Genomic DNA, 22,773 nt, shown 5'->3' with positions numbered 1-22,773 from the left:
TGGGCCGTCGGGGTGCCCGAGCTCCGCGCCCGCGGGGACGACATCCGGATCCGAAAGGCGCTCACCACGACCGGAAAAATGGCGACGCCGCCGGTCCAGTGCGACGACGATCCCAAGCTCGATCGGGGCTACGCGGCGTACTGCTGCAAGCGGGAAGGCTGGACGCTCACGGGGCACGTCGGCTGTTCGGCCACCTACCTCCCGCGCGAGGCTTGCGGCCCCGCCATCTACGGTCAGACGCGCACGACCGTGTGCGGCACGGTAGGGCAGACGCTGAAGCCGGTGCACCCGGGCCTCGGCCCCTAACAGCCCGCTCGCTCGGATCGCGGCCGTCCGAAATTTCACGGGGCGTGCGCGACGAGCTCCCGCGGCACGTGCGACTCGCGTATGCTCGCGGCAATGGCAGGCCTGGATCCGCTCGGGCTCGTCGGGCTCCCGCTCGAAGGCGGGGCCCGGGCCGAGCGTGCCCTCTCGGAGTCGTCGTGGTCTTCGGTGTACCGCGCCGTGCATGGCGGGAAACCCTGCGTTCTTCGCGCGTTCCCGGGGCTCGACCCCGAAGCGTCCGCCGCGTGCGCGCGTGACGTCGAGCGGCTCGCGTCGAACGGCGCCGGCACCCCGAGCCTCGTGGCTCATGGCGTCGCGAACACCGCACGTGGGGAAGTTCCTTACGTCGTCACCGAGTGGGTCGATGGGCCCACGCTCGCCGCCGAGCTCGACCTCCGCACCGCCGCCTATCCGCTCGCCGAGGTCGCGTCGCTCGCGTCGGCGCTCCGGCGCCCGTTCACCGTGGCGCACGAGCTCGGCATCGTCCACGGGGACGTGGGGCCCTCGGCGCTCCACCTCGACAAACGCGAGAAGTCCCCGGTGCTCCGCATCGTCGACTTCGGGGTCGCCCGCGCGCTCGCTCGGGTGCCCGCGGCGTCTCCGTACGAGCCTCGTCACGCGGCCCCGGAGGTCGTCGATTCGTCCCTCGGCGCCATCGGGCCCGAGGCCGACGTCTTCGCGCTCGCGCTCACGTTCATGGAGGCGCTCCTCCCGCGCCTCAAACGCAAGACCGGGCCGCTCGCGCACCGCAAGAAGAAGAGCCTCGAGGCCGCGGATCGGCCGACCCCGAAGAAGCTCGGCCTCGATCTCCCGCCGAAGCTCGCCGAGGTGCTCGAGCGCGCCGTCGCCTCACGCCCTTCGGAGCGTTTCCCCGACGTGGTGGCGTTCTTCGACGCCCTCGCGGCGGTCGACGCGCAGTTTCACGTGCACGTGGGGCGCCGCGGTGTCGAGCACACGAAGCCGCCCGCCTCGCAGCCCGCATCACCGAAGGCCCCGCCCTCGTCCCCGGGAGGCTCCGGGCCCATCGGCGCGCCTCCGCCGAAGATCGAGGCGAGCGTGGCCGTGGCGCCACCTCCCGGCGCATCGGCGGGGCCCGAGGCGTTTCGCACACGAGGTGCCTCCGACCCGCCTCCGCCCGTACGCCGCAGCGTGCCTCCTGGGCGCGGCATCGAGGCCCCGCTCACGTTCCTGAAGGGGCCGTCGGAGCCTCCGCCCGCGCTCGTGGCTCCGAGCCCGCTCGCGGCGCCTGCGGTGCCCCGTGATCTCGTGCCGCCCTCGGAGGCCGTGCCGTCCGAGCCGTCGCCGCCCGTCTCCTCGGGGACGGGAAAGCGCCGCGCTCCCATGGGGTTGGCGTCGCAGAGCGGGCTCTTCGCGGCGTCGGCCGCGGTCGCCGACGGCCGGGCCGCTCCGGAGGTCGCGCCGCACGAGCCGGCCGCACACCTCGCGAGCACGACCTCCACGACCCCCGCCGTCCTGGCGCCTCCGAGCCCAGGGAACGCGCCTTCGGGCCCAGAGACCGCCGCTCCGGCTCCCGAGATGTCCCCGGGTGCTCCCGAGATGTCCCCGAGCGCTCCCGAGGTGTCCCTGAGCGCTCCCGAGATGTCCCCGGGTGCTCCCGAGGTGTCCCTGAGCGCCGCCGGCCTGTCCCCGAGTGCGTTCGGAATGGCCGCGGAGCCCGCTCCCACCTCTCCGGAGCCCGCGCCCGGGCAGGGTGGGGCGCCCGCGGTCGGGGTGGAGATGCCTCCGGTCGCCGCCGTGGCGCCTCCGGTCGGGATGGAGATGCCTCCGGTCGCGGCCATGGCGCCTCCGGTCGGGGTGGAGATGTCTCCGGTCGCCGCCGTGGCGCCTCCGGTCGTCGCCGTGGCGCCTCCGGTCGACCTCGGGCCTTCTCCGGCGCGCCCTCCCACCGCGTCGATGCTCGAAGAGCCGCCCATGCCGCCGATGGAGAGCTCGCGTGGGCTCCTCCTGGGAGCCGCAGGGGTGGCCGTGCTCGCGGTGGTCGTCGGGATCGTGGTCGTCGTCGGAGGCCGGTCGAAACCCGAGCCCACGGCCGCGGAGCCCGTGCCATCGGCGTCCACGACCGTCGCGTCGGCCCCCCCTTCGGCGTCGGTCGTCCCTTCGTCGCAGCCGTCCGCGTCGCCCTCGGGTGAAAGCGCCGCGGCGCCGTCCGAGGTCCCGTCCGCGGCCCCGCCTCCCGGTCCTGCCGGCGTCGCGGCGTTCGACGCGGCTTCGGCCAAGGCCGCGCTCGACGCCGTTCCTGGAACGCAGTCGGAGTGCCGGAAGCTCAACGGGCCGCGAGGAAAGTGGAAGGCGACCGTGACGTTCGAGCCCTCGGGGGCCGTGTCGGAGGTCGAGCTCGAGAAGCCGTTCTCGCGGACCCCGGCGGGCAAATGCGTCCGTGATCACCTGAAGGGTGCCACGGTCCCGGCGTTCGGCGGGAGCGCTCAGAAGGTGACCACCCTCGTGACGATCGCCGTGTCGGGAAAGTAGCGTCGAAGGTCTCGGATTTGCGCTGCCCGGCCGCTCCGCGGTTCGGGTAAGCTCCGTCCGTGGCTCCGCCCGATCCGTTCGGCCTCGTAGGTCAGGTCCTCGATGGCCAGTTCCGCGTCGATCGTTTCATCGGCGAGGGCGGGTTCAGCGTGGTGTACGCGGGCCACCACCTCGGGCTCTCGGAGCCCATCGCCATCAAGTGCATGAAGCTGCCCCCGCAGCTCAGCTCGCAGCTCATCGAGACGTTCGTCCAGAGGTTCCGCGACGAGAGCCGGCTCCACTACAAGCTCTCGCAAGGGAACTTGTACATTGCACGCACCATGGCGGCGGGCACCACGGTGTCTCCGGTCACGCGCGCCCTCGTGCCGTACATGGTCCTCGAGTGGCTCGACGGGCACTCGCTCGCGTCCGAGCTCGAGCGGGATCCGAGGCAGCGCCCGCTCTCGGAGGTCGTCCCGCTCTTCGACACGGCGGTCGACGCGCTGTCGTTCGCGCAGTCGCAGGGGGTCGTCCACCGCGATCTCAACCCCGGGAATTTCTTCCTCACGAAGACGGCCTCGGGGACGAAGCTCAAGGTGCTCGATTTCGGCGTCGCCAAGGTGCTCGACGAGTCGCGCCTCGAGATCGGCCCTCGTGTGCAGACCATGGGGAAGATCCGCATCTTCGCCCCGGCGTACGGCGCGCCCGAGCAGTTCGACGACACGCTCGGCCCGATCGGCCCCGCGACCGACGTGTACGCCCTCGCGCTCGTCGTGCTCGAGGCGCTCTCGGGAAAGACGGTCATGACCGGCGAGCACCTCGGCGATTTCGCGATGGCCGCGCTCGATCCGGTGAAGCGCCCGTCCCCCAAGGGCGTCGGGGTGGTCGTCTCGCCCGACGTCGAGTCCGTCTTCGCGCGGGCGCTCGCGGTGAGCCCGCGGGATCGCTGGCCCACGGTCCGAGATTTCTGGACCGCGCTCCGGTTGGCCTCGCGGCTCGGCGGCGCGGCCGAGGCGGGGCGCGGCCCGGAGACGATGCTGCTCGCCACCATGCCCCTCGATGGCGGCGCACAGGACGATCCCACCACGGTCGACGTGCTCCCCGAAGAGCCCTCTCCGGCGACCCAGCGCCTCGGCGCGGCGAACCTGGCGAGCGCGGTCCCTGTCCCCTCGGGGCAGGGCGTCGCCGTTGCGCCTCCGGTCGTGCCTTCGGCCGACCCGCTCGCGTCGACGGTCGCTCCGGTCGCGTCGTTGGCGGATCCGCTCGCGTCCACGGCGTCTCCGCTCGGCGCCTCGGCGGGGCCGGTCGTGTCCTTGGCGGACCCGCTCGCGTCCACGGCGTCCCCGCTCGGGAAGGCTCCGAACCCGCTCGCCGCGACGGTGGCCCTCGCCGCGCCCATCGCCGTGGAGAAGGCCCCCCCGTCGCCCGCCCCCGCGCCGCCGAAGGGCGATCGCTCTCAGCTCGTGACGCTCGCGATGACGACACGCCCGAGCCTCCCGGGCGACGAGCGCATCTCGGCCCTCCCGCCTTCGCCTCCCGTCCCCGCCAAACCCGGCCCCGGGCTCTCGTCGACGGTGGTGATGGCCGAGCTGCCGCTCCCACCGCGGGAGCGGCCGTCGTTCGTCCCGGACGGGCGCGTCTCGAGTGTGCCGCACGGCGCTCCGTCGCCGCCCGATCCTGGGGGCATGGGGCACGAGCGTGTGTCGGCGATCCCGGGAGAGCGTGTGTCGGCGATCCCCGGGGAGCGTGTGTCGGCCGTCCCCGGAGCGCCGCCTGCTCGCCCCGTCTTCGCGCCGGACGACTCGCCCGTCTCGGCGCCGACCACGCGGGGAAGCTACGTGGGGCTCGGGGTCGCCGCGGCGGTCGTCGTGCTCGTCGTCGGAGGTCTCGGTCTCTATGCCGTCTTCGGGCGAGGAGCGCCTACGCCCGCGCCGCCCTCGGCGTCCGTGGCCCCCCCGCCGGCCCCCTCGACGTCCTCGGCCGACGCTCCCCCGCCATCGCCCTCGTCGTCGCCAACGTCTGCGCCGGCCCCGTCCGTCTCCTCGAGCGCCGCCGCCGAGGCTCCGCCCTCCGCGACGCCCGAGCCGTCTCCGGCCGCCCCCACTCCTGCCTCGCCGTCTGCGGCGGTGCCCACGAAGCCGCCGAGCACGGCGCCCACGCCCCAGCCCACGCCTCAGCCCTCGACGCCGGCCACGCCTGGCGCGTTCGACCGCGCGCTCGCGCAGAAGAAGCTCGATCAGGCGAACGGCGTTCTCGTCGCGTGCAAGGCGCCGGACGGGCCGAACGGAAAGGGGAGCGCGAGCGTCACGTTCGCGCCGTCGGGGGCGGTCACCGCCGTCGGGCTGACCGTGCCCTTCGAGGGCACCAAGGTCGGCGCGTGCGTGCGTGGGCAGCTCCTGCGCGTCAAGACGACGCCGTACGTGGGCGGCCCCGAGACCATGGCCTACGTGTTCACCGTGCCGAAGTAGGCGCGAGGTTCTCGGCCCTCGCGGGGCGTGGTACACGCTGGACCCGAAAACGGAGGACGTGATGGCCGACCCCAAGAGCGTGGAGCTTTTCGATCGTGCGGTGAAGGTGATCCCGGGAGGCGTGAACAGCCCGGTGCGTGCGTTCCGCGCGGTGGGCGGGAGCCCCGTGTTCGTCTCGCGCGCCGAGGGGGCGTACCTCTACGGGGCCGATGGTGCAAAGTACACGGATTACATCGGCTCTTGGGGGCCGATGATCGTGGGCCACGCGCACCCCGCGGTGCTCGCGGCGATCACCGAGGCGGTCTCGAAGGGCACGAGCTACGGCGCGCCCACCGAGCTCGAGGTGCGCTTCGCCGAGGCCCTCTGCGCGACCTACCCGAGCATGGAGATGGTGCGCTGCGTGTCGAGCGGGACCGAGGCCACCATGGCGGCGCTGCGCGTCGCTCGAGGCTTCACGGGCCGCGAGCTCGTGGTGAAGTTCGAGGGCTGCTACCACGGCCACGCCGACTTCTTGCTCGTCAAGGCGGGCTCGGGCGCGGCCACGTTCGGCGTGCCCGACTCGGCCGGCGTGCCCGAGGGCACGGCCAAGAACACGCTCACCTGTGCCTACAACGACACGGCGGGGCTCGAGGCGCTCTTCGCGGCGCGCGGCAAGGAGATCGCCGCGGTCATCGTGGAGCCGGTCGTCGGGAACATGGGCCTCGTCACGCCGGAGCCCGGCTTCCTCGAGGCGATCCTTGCACTCTGCAAGAAACACGGAGCCGTGTCGATCTTCGACGAGGTCATGACGGGCTCGCGCCTCTCGCGCGGGGGCTACCAAGGCCGCGTGGGTCTCCGCCCCGACATGACCTGCCTCGGAAAGATCGTGGGCGGCGGCATGCCGCTCGCGGCGTACGGCGGGCGGCGCGAGATCATGGAAAAAGTCGCCCCCGTGGGCCCGGTCTACCAAGCCGGGACCCTGAGTGGGAACCCGGTGGCCGTGAGCGCGGGCCTCGCGACCCTCGAGCTGCTCGACGCGGCGCTCTACGACAAGCTCGAGGCCTTGGGCGCGCGGCTCGAGAAGGGGCTCGTCGCGGCGATCGCGAAGGCCGAGGCGCCCGCGTGTGTGCAGCGCATCGGCTCGATGATCACGCTCTTCTTCACGAAGGGCCCTGTCCGCTCGTGGGACGACGCCAAGGCTAGCGACACGAAGCGCTTCGGCCGCTTCCACGGCGAGCTTTTGTCGCGCGGCGTCTACTGGCCCCCGGCGCAATACGAGGCGGCGTTCATCTCGGGTGCGCACACAGAAGCCGACATCGACGCCACGATCGCGGCGGCCCAAGCGGCGCTCCTCGCGAGCCGCTGAGATGTCGAGGGCTCCGCGCGCGCCTCGTCGCTCGCGGAGCCGTGACTCAGCCGGCGGCGCGCATCGCGGTGAACGCTCGGGTGACGTCGGCGAGCAGGTCTTCCGGATCCTCGAGGCCGGCGTGCACGCGGAGGCACGGGCCCTCGTAAGGGAAAGGTGTGGCGGTCCGTAGCCCCTTCGGGCTCATCGGCATCACGAGGCTCTCGTACCCGCCCCACGAGGCCCCGATGCCGAAGTGGGTGAGCGCGTCGACGAAGGCCGCGAACCGTTCGCGCGCCATGGGCTCGAAGACGACGCCGAAGAGGCCCGACGTGCCCGAAAAATCGCGCTTCCAGAGCGCATGATCGGGGAACCTCGGGAGCGCCGGGTGGAGGACCGCGGCGACCTCGGGGGCGGCCTCGAACGCCCGCGCCAGGGCGAGCCCCGTGGCACCTTGCCGCTCGAGGCGCACGGCCATGGTGCGGAGGCCCCGCGCGGCGAGGAAGGCGTCGTCGGCCGACACCGAGTAGCCGAGGTCGTCGCTCGCTCTTCGGAGCGCCTGGAAGGCCTCACGCGACGCGCACGCGACATAGCCGAGCATGGCGTCGGAGTGGCCCACGACGTACTTCGTCGCCGCTTGGATCGAGAGGTCGACGCCGTGCTCGATCGGACGAAAGAGGAGCGGGGTCGCCCAGGTGTTGTCGATCGCCGTGAGCACCCCGCGCGCGCGGCACACCTCGGTGATGGCCGGCACGTCTTGCACCTCGAACGTGAGAGAGCCGGGAGACTCGAGGTACACGCAGCGCGTCTCGGGCCGGAGGAGCTCCTCGATGCCGCCCGCGATCCGCGGATCGTAGAACGTGCACGCTACACCCATCTTGGCGAGCAGCCCCGAGGCGAGCTTTCGCACGGGGAAGTACACGCTGTCCGGGAGGAGCACGTGGGCCCCGGCGCTCACCGTGGCCAAGATCGACGCCGCGCACGCCGCGTAGCCCGAGGGGAAGAGCCACGTGCGGTGCGCCCCCTCGAGGGCCGTGAGCGCCTCCTCGAGGTCGCGGTGCGTGGGCGTGCCGAAGCGCCCGTAGTACGTCCCCGGGGCGTCGGCGACCATGTCGCGGATCTTCGCGTCCCACGCGGCGAGCGAAGGCGACAGGATCGTGGAGGCCCGCACGACGGGGGTGTTGACCGCGCCGTGGTAGGCCTCCGGGTGGCGCCCGCCGTGCGTGAGGAGCGTGTCGCGTTTCATCGAGGACGATGGCTCAGGTGGTGCTGCTCTTCGCCACGTTCGAGCGGGACTCGATCGCGGCCTGCGCGGCGGCGAGGCGGGCGATGGGCACGCGGAACGGCGAGCAGCTCACGTAGTCGAGGCCCACGCCGTGGAAGAACATGACGCTCGCGGGATCGCCGCCGTGCTCGCCGCAGACGCCGAGCTTGATCTTGGGGCGCGTCGTCTTTCCGCGCTCGCACGCGATCTTCACGAGCTCACCGACGCCGCTCTGGTCGAGCGAGACGAACGGGTCCTTCGGGAGCACGCCGGTGTCGACGTACGCCGGCAGGAACTTGCCCGCGTCGTCGCGCGAGAGGCCCATCGTGCACTGGGTGAGGTCGTTCGTTCCGAACGAGAAGAACTCGGCCTCCTTCGCCAGGTCGGCCGCCCGGAGCGCCGCGCGCGGCAGCTCGATCATCGTGCCGAAGGCGTACGGGATCGGGGCCTCGCCCGCGAAGACCTCGCCGGCCACCCTCTCGACGAGCTCCTTCATCCGCGTGAGCTCCTCGCGGGTCATCGCGAGCGGGATCATGATCTCCGGGTGGCAGACGACGCCGGCCTTCGTGGCCTCCTTCGCCGCGGTGAGGATCGCGCGCACCTGCATCGCGTAGATCTCGGGGTACGTGATGGCGAGGCGGCAGCCGCGGTGCCCGAGCATGGGGTTATACTCGTGGAGGTCCTTGATGCGCTGCTCGAGCCGGAGGGCCGGGACGTTCATGATCGACGCGAGCTCGGCGATCTGGCGCTCGTCCTGCGGGAGGAACTCGTGGAGCGGCGGATCGAGCAGGCGGATGGTCACGGGGAGACCGTCCATCTCCTTGAAAATACCCAAGAAATCCTCCTTCTGGACGGGGAGGAGCTTCTCGAGGGCCTTCTCGCGGGCGGGCACGTCGTCGGCGAGGATCATCTCGCGCATCGCGCGGATGCGGGACTCGTCGAAGAACATGTGCTCGGTGCGGCAGAGGCCGATGCCCTCGGCGCCGAAGGCCCGGGCGGTCTTCGCGTCGAGCGGGGTGTCGGCGTTGGCTCGGACCTTCGTGGTGCGCGAGGCGTCGGCCCACGTCATGAGCTCGCCGAACTCGCCCGCGAGCGCGGCGGGGACCGTGGGCACCGCGCCCTCGAAGATTTGCCCCGTGCCGCCGTCGAGCGTGATGAGGTCGCCTCGCTTCAGCTTGACCGTGCCGGTGATGCGACCCGACTCGTCGTACTGCGAGACGCTCATCGTGGCGTTCGCGTAGCTCACCTGGATGGCCGAGCACCCCGCGACGCAGGCCTTGCCCATGCCGCGGGCGACGACGGCCGCGTGGCTCGTCATGCCGCCGCGGGCCGTCAGGATGCCGCGCGCCGCCTTCATGCCGTGGATGTCCTCGGGGGACGTCTCGACGCGCACGAGGATCACGGCTTTGCCCTGCGCGGCGAGCTTCTCGGCCTCGTCGGCGTGGAACACGATGTGGCCCTGCGCAGCTCCGGGGCTCGCGGGGAGACCCTGGGCGATGAGCTTCTTTTCGGCCTTGGGATCGAGCGTCGGGTGGAGGAGCTGATCGAGCGACGAAGGCGCGACGCGGAGCACGGCCTCGTCCTTCGAGATGAGCCCCTCTTTGTGCATCTCGACCGCGGTGCGCACGGCGGCGCGGCTCGTGCGCTTTCCGTTGCGGCACTGGAGCATGTAGAGCTTCGTGTCCTGGATGGTGAACTCGAGGTCCTGCATGTCGCGGAAGTGCGTCTCGAGGCGCGCGGCGATCGCGACGAGCTCGGCGTGGGCCTTCGGCATGACGCTCTCGAGCGAGTCGGGCGAGCCGTCGAGCGGGAGCGGCGTGCGGATGCCGGCGACCACGTCCTCGCCCTGGGCGTTCGGGAGCCACTCTCCGTAGAGCTTCTTCTCTCCGGTGGAGGGATCGCGCGTGAAGGCGACACCCGTGGCCGACGAGTCACCGAGGTTGCCGAAGACCATCGCCTGGATGTTGCACGCCGTGCCCCAGTGATCGGGGATGTCGTGCATCTTGCGGTAGACGATGGCCCTGTGGTTCTGCCACGAGCCGAACACGCTCCCGATCGCGAGGAGGAGCTGCTCCTTCGGATCGGTGGGAAATTCCTTGCCGGAGCGCTCGCGAACGATTCCCTTGAACGTCGCCACGAGGGCGCGGAGCTCCTCCTCGGGGAGCTGCGAGTCGGGCACCTTGCGTTTGAGCTCCTCGGCGTTGAGGCGCGTCGTGTCGATGCCTTGCGCCTTGGCGACGCGGCCGCGCGCCTCGTCGAGCGCGTGCTCGAAGGCCTCGCGTTTGATGCCGAGGGCCACGTCGGCGAACATGGCTACGAAGCGCCGGTAGGCGTCGAACGCGAAGCGCGCGTTGCCCGTGAGCTTCGCGAGGCCCTCGGCGGTCGCGTCGTTCAAGCCGAGGTTCAGGATGGTGTCCATCATGCCGGGCATCGACGCGCGGGCCCCGGAGCGCACCGACACGAGCAGGGGCTTCGCCGGATCGCCGAACCGCATGCCGAGGCTCGCCTCGAGCTTCGTGAGCGCAAGGTCGAGCTCGCTCGTGACCTCCGCGGGCAGCTTCCCCTCGGCGATGTACTTCGCGCACACCTCGGTCGAGAGCGTGAAGCCGGGCGGCACCGGGAGCCCGATCCGAGTCATCTCGGCGAGGCCCGCCCCCTTTCCACCGAGCAGATCCTTGCGCGACGGATCCCCTTCAGCCTGACCATCCCCGAACGAGTAGACGTGCTGTGCCATGGCGCGTCACTTTAGCGCCGGCCGGCCGTGAGCCTCCGAAAGAAACGCCCTCGGGCGGCGTTTCCGATTCGGCAAGAGCCTACACGGGCCTACATCGAGGCCCGGCGGCCGCAGGCGCTCAGGAAAGGCGCGAAAAGTCTGCGATTTTCCGCATGGCCTGCGCCCCGTAAGCGAGCACCTCGAGGCGCTTCGGGGTGAGGGCGTCGGCCGGGTCGTTCACGAGGGTGCGCACGAAGATCGCGTCGAGGCGCTCGGCCACGTCCTCGGCGTGGGACATGCCCTCGCGGACACGCGCTTCGGTGGTGAGATCGCCCGTGGCCGAGGCGATGCGGCCGACGACGTCGACGATGGTGGCGTCGTCTTCTTTCGTGAACACGTCTTTGCCGTGGAGCACGGGGGTTGCGTCCTTCGCGATGCCGGAGAGGCGCTTCGCCACGGTGCGGGCCTTCTCGAGCCAGGGCTCGCCGCCGACCACGGCCCGCGAGAGCACACGCGCGCGGACGAACGCGCGGGCCGGGAAGAGCACGGCGTCGTCTCCGAGGACGGCGTCGGCGACGGGGGTCGACGTCTCTCCGGCGATGAGCCCGCGGAGGCGCTCCATGGCGAAATCGAGGACCTTCTTCGTGGTCTCGTCGCAGGAGAGATCGAGCTTCTTGCCCTCGAGGCCGAGGTACGCGTCTTGGAGCACGGCGCCGAGATCGAGCGCGCCGAGGGCCGGGAGGGCCTCTGCGTTCTCGACGATGGTGCGCAAGATGGCGATGCAGGCGCGGCGGAGCGCGAAGGGATCGGCCGCCCCCGTGGGCGAGAGGCCGACCGCGAAGCAGCCCGTGAGCGAGTCGAGCCTGTCGGCGAGGGCGACCACGACAGCGACGCCGTCGGTCGGGACGGGGCTCGTGCCGCCGAGGGGCATGTAGTGATCGCGGATGGCGTCGGCGACGGTCGCTTCTTCGCCCGCGGCGAGGGCGTACGTGCGGCCCATCGAGCCTTGGAGCTCGGGGAACTCGCCCACCATGAGCGACACGAGGTCGAACTTGCAGAGGTGCGCCGCGCGGGCCACCCGGGCGCGCTCGGGTGGCGAAAACCCGAGATGATCCGCGAGGATACCGGCGAGGCGCTCGACGCGCGCGACCTTCTCGCGCACGGTGCCGAGGCGGTTGTGGAACACGATGCCCGAGAGCTTCTCGATGCGGTCCTCGAGCTTGGCCTTCTTGTCCTCGCCGAAGAAAAACTCCGCGTCGGCGAGGCGCGCGCGCATGACGCGGCCGATGCCTTTGGCGATGACGTCGGGGGCGAGCGCCGTGTTGACGACGGCGACGTACCGAGGCACGAGCGTGTCGGGGCCCGTCTCGACGCAGAAGTACTTCTGGTGGCCGCGGGCGACCGCGCGGATCACGTCGGCCGGGAGGGCGAGGAAGCGCTCGTCGAACGAGCCCGTGACGACGAACGGCTCCTCGACGAGGGACGCGTTCTCGGGGACGAGGCTCGGATCGGCGTCGTGTTTGCCCCCGGCGAGCTCGGCGGCCTTGGCGACACGTTCCATCATCAAGGCCTCGCGGGCCTTGCGGTCGACGAGCACGTGGCGCTCGGAGAGGGCGGCCTCGTAGTCCGAGGCGTGGGCGAGCGAGAAGGTGCCCTCGGAGAGGAAGCGGTGCCCGCGCGACACGCGATCGGAGACCACGTTGGCGAACGAGAACGTGATCGTGTCGGCGCCGAGCAGCGCGACGAGCCACTGCACGGGGCGGCCGAAGGCGGCGTCCCCCGAGGTGCCCCAGCGCATCGACTTGCGGAACGGGATCTTCTCGCAGATCTCGGTGAGCACGGGCCCGAGGAGGTCCTTCGCGGGGCGCCCCTTCTCGACGCGGCGACCCGTGACGAAGCGGCCCGCCTTCTGTTTGCCGCTGGCGGTGAAGTCTTTGACGACGAGCGACGCGACCTCGACGCCGAGCTTCGTGGCGAACGCCTCGGCGGCCTTGGTGGGGGCGCCGTCCTTGAAGGCCGCGGCCTCGGGCGGGCCTACGACCTCTTCGTCGAGATCGGCCTGGGCGAGGGCGAGCTCGGGCACGACCACCGCGAGGCGCCGCGGTGTGCCGAGCGCGCGGAGCTCGCCGTGGGGCAAACGAAGCGCCGCGAGCCTCTCGCGCACGAGCGTGGGGAGGGCCGCGAGGGCGGCGTCCACGAACGAGGAGGGGAGCTCTTCGCAGCCGATTTCGAGGAGAAGCGTGTCCGTCTCGGGCATGACGCGCCCCTTATACTTCGCCCCTCGCGGGATCTGTGCGGGAATTCAGAGCCGCCCGCCGACATCCATGTAGCAAAGGCGCGGGGCCTCTTCGCAGTACTCGGTCATGCACGCGACCATCCGGGGTCGCTCGCCGTCCTTCGTGACCGACAGGATGCCCGCGCACTCGGCCGAGGTGAGCACCTTCGGCGCCGGCGCAGGTCCTCCCATGGGCTTCTGCCGTGGCACGGGGGCGGGCCTCCCCGCGCACTTTTGGACGACGGGTGCGCAGGCCGCCGTGGCCTTGGGGTCGAGCACCTTCGGGTCGGACCAGCGCTCGAGGCAGTCGCCCGGGTCGGTGCTGACGAGCCTTAGGTCGCAGGTGCTCCGCGTGTTGTTCTGGCGCAGCATGCACTGCACGAAGCGCTGGAAATGCTCCGGGCGGAGGCCCTTCTCGAGCTTGCGGCAGTCGTGCATGAGCACGCGCATCGCCTCGGCCGCGGGGCCTCCCGGGCAGCGCAGCTCCGAGCACGTGTGCTTGGCGTTCGGGTCGAAGGTGTCGATCGCCGAGGCCTGAGCGACCTCGGCCACCGGGGCGGGCAGGGGCGAAGCCGCCTCTTGCGCGGGCTGGGGAGGAGGCTGGGTGATGGCGACCGTCGCCGAGGGCGCCTCGGGCTGTGGCGGTACGCGCACCTCGAGCGGGGCGAGGGGCGGGGTCTCGGGCGCCGGCTCCTTGGCGCACGCGGTGATCCCGGCGATGGCGGTGACGAGAGAGAAGAACCGTTTGGGATCGACCTTCACCCGGTCGATCGTAGACGACCCTGGCGCACACGACAGCTCTTTGCTCGGGTCGATGGGCGAGGCGCGGTCGCCATGCCGCAAGTGCTGGATGTTAGGGCGTTTCTTGCTCGTTGGCGGGCGCGCGGTACGGTGGGCCCGAGGCCTTGCCGGTCACGACCTCCGCGAGCCACGCGAGGATCGCGACGATGCGCTCGGGGTCGAGCTCGACGCCGCTCACGTCGAGCGTGGCCTTGCCGTCGCGGAGGTCGAAGTAGAGGGGCATGCGGTCCGGGAGCGAGAGCAGCATCGTGACCGAGCGCTCCCCGAGCACGGCGCGCGCCTCGTCGACGGAGCTCGCGTCGGACGAGAAGGTCTCGTCGAGCTCGGGGATCCCGAGCGCCTTGGGCTTCTTGACGAGCGCGAGGAGCCCACGTGGACGAGGGGCGAGGGTGAGCACGAGGGGGCGCTTCTGCGCGGCGCTGGCCGAAAAACGCATCATGAGGCCCTCGTCGCCCGTCTCGGCGAGTCCGACCTCCACCGTCGCGCCGCCGAGGAGCCCCGTGAGGCTCGGCTCGTAGTCGGGTCCGGCGGTGAGCCCGGTGCGCTCCGCCGCCTCGGTGAGGGCCTTGTGGGCCTGCCCCGCGAAGCGCTCGACGAGCGCCCGACGCGCCTCTTCGGCCTTCTGTTTCTTCTCGCGCGAGAAGAGCTGCGAGACGAGCGCGCCGAGCGAGATCACCGCGGCCCCTCTTACTTGTCGGAGCCCGGGGAGCCTCCGGCGCCGCTCGGCATCGGGTTGTGCTCACGCTCGAGGTACCGGAAGATCGTCCGCGGATCGACGCCGAGGTCGCGCGCGGTCTGGGTGCGGTTGCCGTTGTTGCGCTCGAGCACCTCGAGCACGTACTTGCGCTGGAACTCTTCTTTGGCCTTCTCGAGCGGCAAGATGGGGCTCTCGCCCGCCTGATCGAGCTCGAGATCCTCGACGCCGAGGAGGGCCTTGTCGCACAAGACGAGGGCCTTCTTGATGCGGTTTTCGAGCTGGCGGATGTTGCCGGGCCAGGGGTTTTTCTTGATGGCGGCGAGCGCCTGGGGCGTAAACCCCTGCACCGAGCTCTTGAGCTCGTCGGCGTACTTCGAGAGGAGGGCCTTGGCGATGATGACCACGTCGTCGCCGCGCTGGCGGAGCGCCGGGAGGAAGAGGTTCACGACGTTGAGGCGGTAGTAGAGGTCCTCGCGGAACCGGCCGGCGCGGATCTCTTCTTCGAGCACGCGGTTCGTCGCCGCGACGATGCGGATGTCGACCTTCTCGGGCTTCGAGTCGCCGACGCGGAAGACGACGCGCTCCTGGAGCGCGCGGAGGAGCTTCACCTGGAGGTTCAGCGGGAGCTCGCCGATCTCGTCCAAGAAGAGGGTGCCGCGATCGGCGGCCTGGAATTTCCCGGGCCTCGACGCGATGGCGCCGGTGAACGCGCCCTTCACGTGGCCGAAGAGCTCGCTCTCGATGAGGTTCTCGGGGATGGCGCCGCAGTTGATGACGACGAAGGGGCCGTTCGCGCGGTTCGAGCGCCGGTGCACCTCGCGCGCGATGAGCTCCTTGCCCGTGCCGGTCTCGCCGGTGATGAGGACGCTGATGTCGGTCGTCGCGACCTTCTGGAGCTTGCGGAAGACCTCCATCATCGACGGGCACACGCCGATGATCTCGCCGAAGCGCTTGTCCTTGAGCTCGGCGGCGAGCTTCTCCTTGTCGGCGCGGAGCGTCGAGAGGAGCATCGCGTTCTGCAAGATGAGCGACGCCTGGCCCGCGAAGATGCTGAGGAGATCGATCTGGGACTTCTGGAAGAGGCCCTTCACGCGGTCGTTGCCGACGTAGAGGGCGCCCACGACGTGCCCTTGCGCCACGAGCGGGGCACACATGACGCTCGAGAGGCGGAGCGCCACGACGCTCTTGCTCGAGCCGAACTGGTCGTCGGTGAGGGCGTCCGAGACGATGAGCGGGCGGCCCGTCTCGATGACGCGGCGGACGATGCTGTCGGAGACCTGGCCGCTCGGGTCGGTGATGGTCTCCTTGTTGACGTGGCGCGAGGCGCGCACGTGGGCCTTGCTCTCGCCCGCGGGGGTGGCGCCGGTGTAGGCGTCGTCGAGGAGCAAAATGAGGCCCTTTTCGGCGCCCGTGACCTCGATGACCGCGTCGAGCATGGCCTCGAGCAGCTCCTCGAGGTCCTTCATGGTCATGAGCTTCTCGCTGAACTCGTGGAGCTTTCGCACGCCGGCGAGGTGGTTCACCGAGGTGGGCATCGAGAGGGGCTGCTCGAGCTGGGTGAGCGACGTCTCGGGCTGCTGCTGGATGCGCACGTTCACCGGCTCGTCGAACATGCTGAAGAGGAACTCGCCCGCGCCGAGCGTGAGGCGGTCGCCGTGCACGAGGCGCGCGCGGCGCTTCTTCTTGGTGTTGATCTGGATCTCACCGACCTTGTCGATCTCGTCGAGGTTGAAGTCCCGCCCGTCGAAGACGATCTGGGCGTGCGCGTCGGCGAGGCCGGCCACCGGGACCGCGATGTCGTTGCCCATCGCGCGGCCGATGGTCGTCATCGGCTTGTAGATCACGAACGTGCGGGGCGAGCCTTGGGTGGGGAACCACTTGAGGATGGGCATGGGGCTTTCGAGAAGGGCCGATGGGGAGACGCACGCATGTTGCCGCATCCGGCGCGACCTTTCTCGGAAATCGGCCCCGGCCCCCGGAATGACGGCCTGGGCTCCGGGGAGCGCACCTACGGGCCGCGCTCCTCACGACGCGCCCGGACGACGCACGTGGTCGTGTCGTCGAGGCAGGCCACGGTTTTTGACCGACGGATTCCGCAGAGGTAAAAAGGGGTTTCGGCTCGCGCGCGATCCGGCTCGGTTCGGCAGGCCGCGCGGCCACGGGAGAATGCTCGAATGAATACGAAGCTCGTGCCCTGGGCGCTCGTGGCGCTCGTCGGATTGGCAGCAGGTATCGTCGTCGCGTGCGGCCCCGACAAGCCGCCGCTCACCCCCGACTCGATCGACGGTGACGCCGGCGCCGTTCCGGACATGCCGGCCCCGCCCGGCTCGGGAAGCGCCGCGCCCGTCCCGCCCGGCTGATCGGGCATCCTACCTTGTCGCCGAAGAGGGTACCTACGACCACGCGCCTCCCACCAGCGGGGGCGGGCTCGTGGGGTCTCTTCGGCGCCTCGGCGTTCGTGCCCCCTTGGCAGGGGAGCGCCGAGTGTGTCACGTCCATTCGGTAGGGGAACGAATCGATCCTGCGAGGTCGCCGTGTTCCTCGAGGAGCCGCTCGTATGAAGTCGTCGTCGCTTTCGCTTCTCCCCCTCGTGGGCTTCGTCGCCCTCGCGGTCGCCGTGGTGGGCTGCGCGACCGGTTCGGTCGTCGCCGAGGACGACACGCTCCCCGATGACATCGTCGACGCCGACGGCGGCACGACGCCCGACGGCGCGCCCCGCCCGCCCACGACGTGCGAGCCGGGCAAGTGCCCCGCGGGCTTCTACAACCTCGACGGCAAGGGCGACGGCGCGAACTGCGGCTGCGAGTACGCCTGCACGAAGAAGAGCGAAGAGGACGCCTTCGACATCGCCTTCATCGACGCGAACTGCGACGGCTCCGACGGCATGGTGAACGAGTGCGTCTACGTGTCCACGTCGATCGGCAACGACACGGGAGACGGCACCCGCCAGAAGCCCTTCAAGACGATCGCCCGCGCGGTGGTGGTCGCCGGAGCCGGCACGAAGAAGCGCCCCGTGTGCCTCTCGGCCGAGAAATACACCGAGCCCGTCGAGCTCCCCTCGGGTGTGAGCCTCTACGGTGGCTTCAACCAGGCCGACCCCACGTTCCCGTTCCGTAGGTCTCTCAAGAACGGCACCCAAGACATCGCGACCACCATCGTCGCGCCGACGACCGGCCCGACCGCCGGCACGGGCATCCTGATCCAAGAGATCAAAGAAGAGATGCACGTCGAGAACCTCACGATCGACGTGAAGATCGGCGAGGCGCAGAACGGCCAGAGCGTGTACGGCGTGCGTGTCGGCGGGGGCACGGGCCAGCTCTTTTTGCGCAAGAACGTGCTCTTGCTCGGCAACGCGAACCCCGGCGCGGGTGGCACGAACGGTGTGCCTCCGAGCGCGACCCCGGCGCCCAACGGCAACGTCGGCGGCAACGGCTGCTCGAACTGCTCGAGCTTCGGCCAGGGCGGCGCGGCCCCGACCTGTTCCTCTCCCGGCGGGCGTGGCGGAAACGGCTCGAACGGCTCCGGCAACGACGGGGCGCCAGGCTCTCCCGGGGCGGGCGGCGCGAGCGGCGGCGGCGGCGGCGGTGGCACGTCGTGCATCTCGTCCGGTAGCGGCGGGCCCGGCGGCCCCGGAAACCCGGGCGCGGCCGGCTCTGTGCCTGCGCAAGGTGGCGTCGGCGCGGCCTCGCTCGGTACGGTCGTCACCGGGCTCTACGTGGCCGCCAAGGGCGCCGCGGGCCCGGCCGGTGGCAACGGTGGTGGTGGTGGCGGCGGCGGTGGCGGCGGGAGCTCCGCGCGCTCGTGGCCCATCTGCTACGACGACGGCGCCGGTGGCGGTGGCTCGGGCGGCTGCGGCGGCGCGGGTGGACCTGGCGGCGGCGGCGGCGACGGCGGCGGCTCGGTCATCGGGCTCTTGCTCGGCGGCGCGACGGCGGTCGTCGAGGCGAACGTGTTCACGCTCGGCAACGGCGGCGCGGGCGGCAAGGGTGGCACCGGCGCGACGGGCCAGCCCGGAGGCACGGGCATGGGCGGGGGCTCTCCTGGCCCCGTGGCTGGCACCGGTGGGCGCGGTGGCAACGGCGGCGGCGGTGGCTCCGGCGCGGGCGGCGGTGGTGGCGCGGGTGGGCACTCGGTGCGCATCGCGCGCGCTCCGACGGCCGTCGTGACCGAGGCCACCAACACGGGCACGCTCGGCACGGCGGGCACGGGCGGCGACGGCGGCTCGGGCGGCACGGGCGCCCCCGCGGGCACCAAGGGCACGGCCGGGCTCGCCAAAGAGCTCCTCGTCGTCGGCAACTGATCGGCACGAGAGACGCGAGGTCGTCTCTCGGACGCAAGCGACACGAGACAAGCCGAGGCGACACGACGAAAGAAGCCGAGAGGGATGCCCCCACACGCGGGTGCTCGCCCTCCGGGCTGCGCGCCCGCGAGCTCCCCCAAAGGCCGTTCTCGGCCTCGCGCCCCCGCGCCCGTCACGGAGCCCGCGCGCGCGAAGCCTCCGAGCGGCCAGGGGGAGCTCCCCCGACACACGCGTCGAAGCGCAACTACTCGACGACCTCGTAGGTCACGCGGTCGACGGGGTGCTCGAAGAGGCGAGGAGCGGAGTCCGTGAGCAATTTGACGGCGTCGGCGCGAATGGGCGGATCGAGCTCGAAGTGACCGCGGAGGCGCTTTTCCGCAGTGTCGTAGACGAGCTCCACGTATTTCGGTCGCCACTCCCAGCGGCCGCCTTCGGTCCGGACGCCAAAACACATGAGAGTTTGATCTTGGACGGAGGGGCGCCCGTCCTGTTCGTCGGGGGAGAGCTCGAGGTCGATCGCGCGAATGCGAGCGAAACCACGGCTCGCGAGCCGATCGAGTCCTTTGCTCGACATTCTTCCCTCGAGGCACCGAGACTCCGTATGTGGGACGTTCGCGATGAGCGTGACCCAGGGGTCGGAGTCTTTGCCCAGCGGGGGGGAGGCGGAGAGGTCCGTTGGATGGACGGTGAAGGCGATGAATCGGTTCGCGTAGGGTGCGCCGCCGAGGACGACCTCCTTGGGCAATCGAATCTCGTGCTGGCCGGGCACGGGGACGACGGGCACCTGGGGGGCCGCGTCGGGCGCGTCGGGCTCGGTCGCGAGCTTTCCGCACGCGGGGAGGAGGAGGCAGAGAAAAGGGAGGAGGCTCTTCATCGGTTGGCTCACGAATCCGAACGGGTCGGTGGGGCGCGGACGGAGGGCTCCGCGCCTTTCCCGGGAAGCGCAACTACTCGACGACCTCGTAGGTCACGCGGTCGACGGGGTGCTCGAAGAGGCGAGGAGCGGAGCCTGCAAGTAGCTTGACGGCGTCGGCGCGAATGGGTGGAACGAGCTCGAAGTGACCGCGGAGGCGTTTGGTCGCGGTGTCGTAGACGAGCTCCACGTGGTTCGTTCGCCATTCCCAGCGGCCGCCTTCGGTCCGGACGCCGAAGCACATGAGCGACTCGGACTGGTTGCTGGGGCTCCCGTCCCTTTCATCGGGAGAGAGCTCGAGGTCGATCGCGCGAATGCGCGCGAAACCACGGCTCGCGAGGCGCTCGAGTCCTTTGCTCGACATTCTTCCCTCGAGGCACACGGACGTATCCTCGAGGTTGGAGATGAGCATGACCCAGGGGTCGGAGTCTTTGCCCAGGGGGGGGGAAGCGGAGAGCTCCGTTGGGTGGATGGAGAAGGCGATGAAGCGGTTCTCGTAGGCGACGCCGCCGAGGACGACCTCCTTGGGAAATCGAATCTCGTGTTGGCCGGGCAAAGGCACGACCGGCACCTGGGGGGCCGCGTCGGGCGCGTCGGGCTCGGTCGCGAGCTTTCCGCACGCGGGGAGGGAGAGGCTAACAAAGCAGAGAAATGGGAGGAGGTTCTTCATCGGTTGGCTCGCAGTTCTAGGCAAGATGCCCACGCCGTGACAGTGTCGGCCGCTTCGCGCTCGCTGGGCTTGACCCTCAGCCGGAGCGCGCCGGCGCTGGAGTAGATCTCGGCGAAGGGCTGCTCACGGCCGTCGTCTCGTGTGGACGACCAGGCCCCCGAGATGCCCGTGACGAAGCAGCGGGCGTTCGCGGCCGTGCCCGCCGGGACGAGCTCCACGTCCGAGGTGGTGTGGGCGTCCCTCACGAGGTAGCTCGGCGTCCAGCCGTCGCACGTGTAGGCCATGGCCTCGCCCTTGAGGGGGCCGCGTTTCAAGGGGTAGGGCGGATCGGAGTGCCGCTGCGCGAGGGTGTTCGTGCCGTTCTCGAGGAGGACACGCAAGAGGTCGTCGCCGCCGTGGACGGCCTCGCGCCGCTGCGCCACGTTGCCGATGAACCCGGTGAGGACGTCGACCGAGGGGAGGTCGATGCGCGTCTCGTCGGCGTCGCGGCTGCCGTCGGGGTCGGTGACGTCGAAGTGGAAGACGGTGCAGTCGGACGAGGGCGGTGGGCTCACGAGCTCGTTCATGTTGATGCACTCGTACGCGCCGCCCGGCGAGCCCGTCTTCTCGCCCGCACGAGGGGCGGCGACGAAGCGCCAGCGCATGCGGCCACCATCGACGTAGAGCTGGAGGCCGGTCCCTACGAATTTGCTCGAGGTGAGGGGGACGTTGTCCTCCGATTGCCAGAAGGGGCCGTGCACGGCCGTCCACCCGCACATGCCCGTGCAGTTCTTGTCGCCCTCGCACGCCATCGAGATGGGTCCGTCGCTCTCGGTCCGCCGGTCGACGACGTCTCCCCTGGTGGCACCGTTGACCACCCCTCGCACGGGGGCGGCGCGGCAGGTCGTGCCTTGTGCGATCTGCTCGGCGTTGCAGCCCGGGAGCGCCTCGCCCTTCTGGATCGCGCGGGCGCACTTGGCGAGGGCGTTCGCTTGGGCCTCGGTTGCCGGGGAATACGTCACCTGGCCAGGCAGCATCCAGATGGGAGAGTCCGCCGAGTGAGGGTTCTTCATTGGCTGACTTGCGGCCGTCGCGAGTTGCCCGAATCGAAAAGCCGTGCCGGAGGCGAGCATGGTGCCGTCGGCCTTGCCGATGCCCATGCGGTGGCACGACAGGCACTGGCTGCCCTCGGCGGCGGAGGGCACCGTGACGGAGAAGGCCTTCCACGATTGAAAGTCGTTCCCGACGAAACGGTACGGGAGCGCGCGGTTCCAGGTGAAGCGCTGGTCCCATGGGCCGGCGCCGGGGTTGGTGCCGGGAAGGCGATTTCGTTCCTCGCCCCGGAGCTGGGCGAGGTAGGGCGACCGCACGAACGGGCCGTTGTCGTGGCAGCCGACGCACTTGATGCCGGCCGTGGCGCGCGGCGTCTGCCAGGGGCTGTTCTCGGACGCATCGGACGGGTGGGGGACGAAGGGGCCCATGTTCGCCGACGTACCGGTGCCGAGCCGGCTCTGGTAGAAGCACGTCGCGCCGTTTTGGCGGTTGTACTGAATGACGGCGATGTCCCCGTATCCGGTCGAGCCGCCCTTCTTGCGGCAGTGGGCCACGATGGAGACGTCGTCCGTCTGGACGAGCACCTGAAAGCGGCTGCCGGGGTCGCACTGCCCGTTCAGCACGTTCGGGTGATCGCAGGTCGCGTATGGGTACGGCGCGGCGCTGAGGTGCGTCTCGGGCACAAGGGTGCCGTCGTCGCAGTCGAAATCGGGCACGGCGACGCCGATCGCGTCGGTGCATTTGCGGTAGTAGTCGCTGAGGGAGTCGCTCGGCAGCCCGAGCTCGCACCCGTCCGCGTCGTGCTCTGCGGCCTGACGAACGACCCCCACGGCGCCGCTATCCCCTTCGGTGCTCGGGGTGGCTTGACCGCAGCCCCCGGAGAGCCCGGCGACGGCTGCCGCGAGGACACCGGGGACGACGAGGAACCTCGTAGGTGAGCGCCTCACGACGCACGCCCCTTGCAAACGAGGCGTGGCTCACGCGAGCAGGGCGCGCGCGACGCGCGAACGAGAGAGACAGGGCGCGCTCCGAGGCGCCCGAGTGAGAAGGCCATTGGGATGCATGCTTTCTCACCTCGATTTTCGTGCCGGCGCGCCCTTCCACAGGCACGCTGGCACCCACAACGTCGTAACACGGTAGGTACACGATGCAAGCATCTCGGTGACCCCACACGTCGATCCGAGGTGCCCGCACCCGATCGCCTTCAAGGAGGTCCGCCCGTACGGGGCGGCTCGTTCGACGTCGACCGGCTCGAAACGAAAGCGGACGGAGGGGCCGGCCTGGTGGAAGGTGGTCCTCGCACGAGGTGAAGCGTGGCCCGCGACAAGCCGAGCCCGCCGTCCGTGGGAGGTGTCGGCGCGGCGTGGGCGGTCGTTGCCAAGATTCGACGTGGGAGGAGTCGATTCCGTTCCGTGGCTGCGCTCGGCCTCCGAGCGGCCAGGCGGAGCGTTCACGGTGCACGCGGTGAGCTGCGGCCGAGACGTGACCACGCGCGGCATGGCGTCACCGCATGCGTGAGGGCT

At 70.8% G+C, this 22,773-nt stretch carries 15 protein-coding genes; 6 read left to right on the top strand and 9 right to left on the bottom strand.

The window, feature by feature from the left end; genetic code table 11:
* The first annotated feature begins 12 nt into the window (after positions 1-12).
* The 4 genes from IPK71_30060 (at position 13) to hemL (ending at position 6,606) form a co-directional block, all read left to right on the top strand.
* Positions 13-306, top strand: a complete 294-nt coding sequence (locus IPK71_30060; GenBank protein MBK8217993.1) for a hypothetical protein — start codon at positions 13-15, stop codon at positions 304-306.
* 93 nt (positions 307-399) lie between these two features.
* Positions 400-2,814: a hypothetical protein gene (locus IPK71_30055; protein MBK8217992.1), complete on the top strand. Its 2,415-nt coding sequence runs from the start codon at positions 400-402 to the stop codon at positions 2,812-2,814.
* A 59-nt stretch (positions 2,815-2,873) separates the two neighbouring features.
* Entirely contained in the window at positions 2,874-5,261 is a 2,388-nt protein-coding gene (locus tag IPK71_30050) for a protein kinase (GenBank protein MBK8217991.1), read from the top strand.
* A 61-nt stretch (positions 5,262-5,322) separates the two neighbouring features.
* On the top strand, positions 5,323-6,606 hold the full coding sequence (gene hemL / locus IPK71_30045; protein ID MBK8217990.1) for a glutamate-1-semialdehyde 2,1-aminomutase: 1,284 nt from the start codon (positions 5,323-5,325) through the stop codon (positions 6,604-6,606).
* Positions 6,607-6,652: 46 nt separating this feature from the next.
* Here the strand turns inward: hemL and metC are convergent, their stop codons facing one another.
* The 6 genes from metC to IPK71_30015 all read right to left on the bottom strand — a co-directional run bounded on the left by metC (position 6,653) and on the right by IPK71_30015 (position 16,227).
* On the bottom strand, positions 6,653-7,831 hold the full coding sequence (gene metC / locus IPK71_30040; GenBank protein MBK8217989.1) for a cystathionine beta-lyase: 1,179 nt from the start codon (positions 7,829-7,831) through the stop codon (positions 6,653-6,655).
* Positions 7,832-7,844: 13 nt separating this feature from the next.
* Positions 7,845-10,583 (bottom strand): pyruvate, phosphate dikinase, encoded by a 2,739-nt coding sequence (locus tag IPK71_30035; protein MBK8217988.1) that lies wholly within the window; start codon positions 10,581-10,583, stop codon positions 7,845-7,847.
* Between the two features lie 118 nt (positions 10,584-10,701).
* Positions 10,702-12,819 (bottom strand): glycine--tRNA ligase subunit beta, encoded by a 2,118-nt coding sequence (locus IPK71_30030; GenBank protein ID MBK8217987.1) that lies wholly within the window; start codon positions 12,817-12,819, stop codon positions 10,702-10,704.
* A 45-nt stretch (positions 12,820-12,864) separates the two neighbouring features.
* On the bottom strand, positions 12,865-13,599 hold the full coding sequence (locus IPK71_30025; protein MBK8217986.1) for a hypothetical protein: 735 nt from the start codon (positions 13,597-13,599) through the stop codon (positions 12,865-12,867).
* Positions 13,600-13,690: 91 nt separating this feature from the next.
* Positions 13,691-14,314, bottom strand: coding sequence for a hypothetical protein (locus tag IPK71_30020; GenBank protein MBK8217985.1), 624 nt, complete (start codon positions 14,312-14,314; stop codon positions 13,691-13,693).
* A gap of 11 nt (positions 14,315-14,325) precedes the next feature.
* Positions 14,326-16,227 (bottom strand): sigma 54-interacting transcriptional regulator, encoded by a 1,902-nt coding sequence (locus IPK71_30015; GenBank protein ID MBK8217984.1) that lies wholly within the window; start codon positions 16,225-16,227, stop codon positions 14,326-14,328.
* A 282-nt stretch (positions 16,228-16,509) separates the two neighbouring features.
* Here IPK71_30015 and IPK71_30010 point away from each other — a divergent pair, with 282 nt between their 5' ends.
* Positions 16,510-16,695 carry a hypothetical protein gene (locus IPK71_30010; GenBank protein MBK8217983.1) on the top strand — a complete coding sequence of 62 codons (186 nt, stop codon included), beginning with the start codon at positions 16,510-16,512 and terminating at the stop codon, positions 16,693-16,695.
* Positions 16,696-16,892: 197 nt separating this feature from the next.
* Entirely contained in the window at positions 16,893-18,635 is a 1,743-nt protein-coding gene (locus IPK71_30005; GenBank protein ID MBK8217982.1) for a PE-PGRS family protein, read from the top strand.
* Between the two features lie 244 nt (positions 18,636-18,879).
* Here the strand turns inward: IPK71_30005 and IPK71_30000 are convergent, their stop codons facing one another.
* The 3 genes from IPK71_30000 to IPK71_29990 form a co-directional block, all read right to left on the bottom strand.
* Positions 18,880-19,509 carry a hypothetical protein gene (locus tag IPK71_30000; GenBank protein MBK8217981.1) on the bottom strand — a complete coding sequence of 210 codons (630 nt, stop codon included), beginning with the start codon at positions 19,507-19,509 and terminating at the stop codon, positions 18,880-18,882.
* Between the two features lie 73 nt (positions 19,510-19,582).
* Positions 19,583-20,218, bottom strand: coding sequence for a hypothetical protein (locus IPK71_29995; GenBank protein MBK8217980.1), 636 nt, complete (start codon positions 20,216-20,218; stop codon positions 19,583-19,585).
* Positions 20,215-22,197, bottom strand: coding sequence for a hypothetical protein (locus IPK71_29990; GenBank protein ID MBK8217979.1), 1,983 nt, complete (start codon positions 22,195-22,197; stop codon positions 20,215-20,217). The genes IPK71_29995 and IPK71_29990 overlap by 4 nt, the downstream gene beginning before the upstream one ends.
* Positions 22,198-22,773 lie beyond the last annotated feature (576 nt).

It is taken from the genome of Myxococcales bacterium (assembly GCA_016712525.1).
In the GTDB taxonomy this organism is placed as follows: domain Bacteria; phylum Myxococcota_A; class Polyangia; order Polyangiales; family Polyangiaceae; genus JAAFHV01.
The sequence above is the reverse complement of the archived record's forward strand: the minus strand, read 5'-3'. Positions and strand labels throughout refer to the sequence as shown.

Coding starts and splice junctions, on each gene's coding strand:
- hemL (MBK8217990.1), top strand. CDS start 5,323: ATGGCCGACCCCAAGAGCGTGGAGCTTTTCGATCGTGCGGTGAAGGTG.
- IPK71_30055 (MBK8217992.1), top strand. CDS start 400: ATGGCAGGCCTGGATCCGCTCGGGCTCGTCGGGCTCCCGCTCGAAGGC.
- IPK71_29995 (MBK8217980.1), bottom strand. CDS start 20,218: ATGAAGAACCTCCTCCCATTTCTCTGCTTTGTTAGCCTCTCCCTCCCC.
- IPK71_30005 (MBK8217982.1), top strand. CDS start 16,893: ATGAAGTCGTCGTCGCTTTCGCTTCTCCCCCTCGTGGGCTTCGTCGCC.
- metC (MBK8217989.1), bottom strand. CDS start 7,831: ATGAAACGCGACACGCTCCTCACGCACGGCGGGCGCCACCCGGAGGCC.
- IPK71_30000 (MBK8217981.1), bottom strand. CDS start 19,509: ATGAAGAGCCTCCTCCCTTTTCTCTGCCTCCTCCTCCCCGCGTGCGGA.
- IPK71_30010 (MBK8217983.1), top strand. CDS start 16,510: ATGAATACGAAGCTCGTGCCCTGGGCGCTCGTGGCGCTCGTCGGATTG.
- IPK71_30015 (MBK8217984.1), bottom strand. CDS start 16,227: ATGCCCATCCTCAAGTGGTTCCCCACCCAAGGCTCGCCCCGCACGTTC.
- IPK71_30035 (MBK8217988.1), bottom strand. CDS start 10,583: ATGGCACAGCACGTCTACTCGTTCGGGGATGGTCAGGCTGAAGGGGAT.
- IPK71_30030 (MBK8217987.1), bottom strand. CDS start 12,819: ATGCCCGAGACGGACACGCTTCTCCTCGAAATCGGCTGCGAAGAGCTC.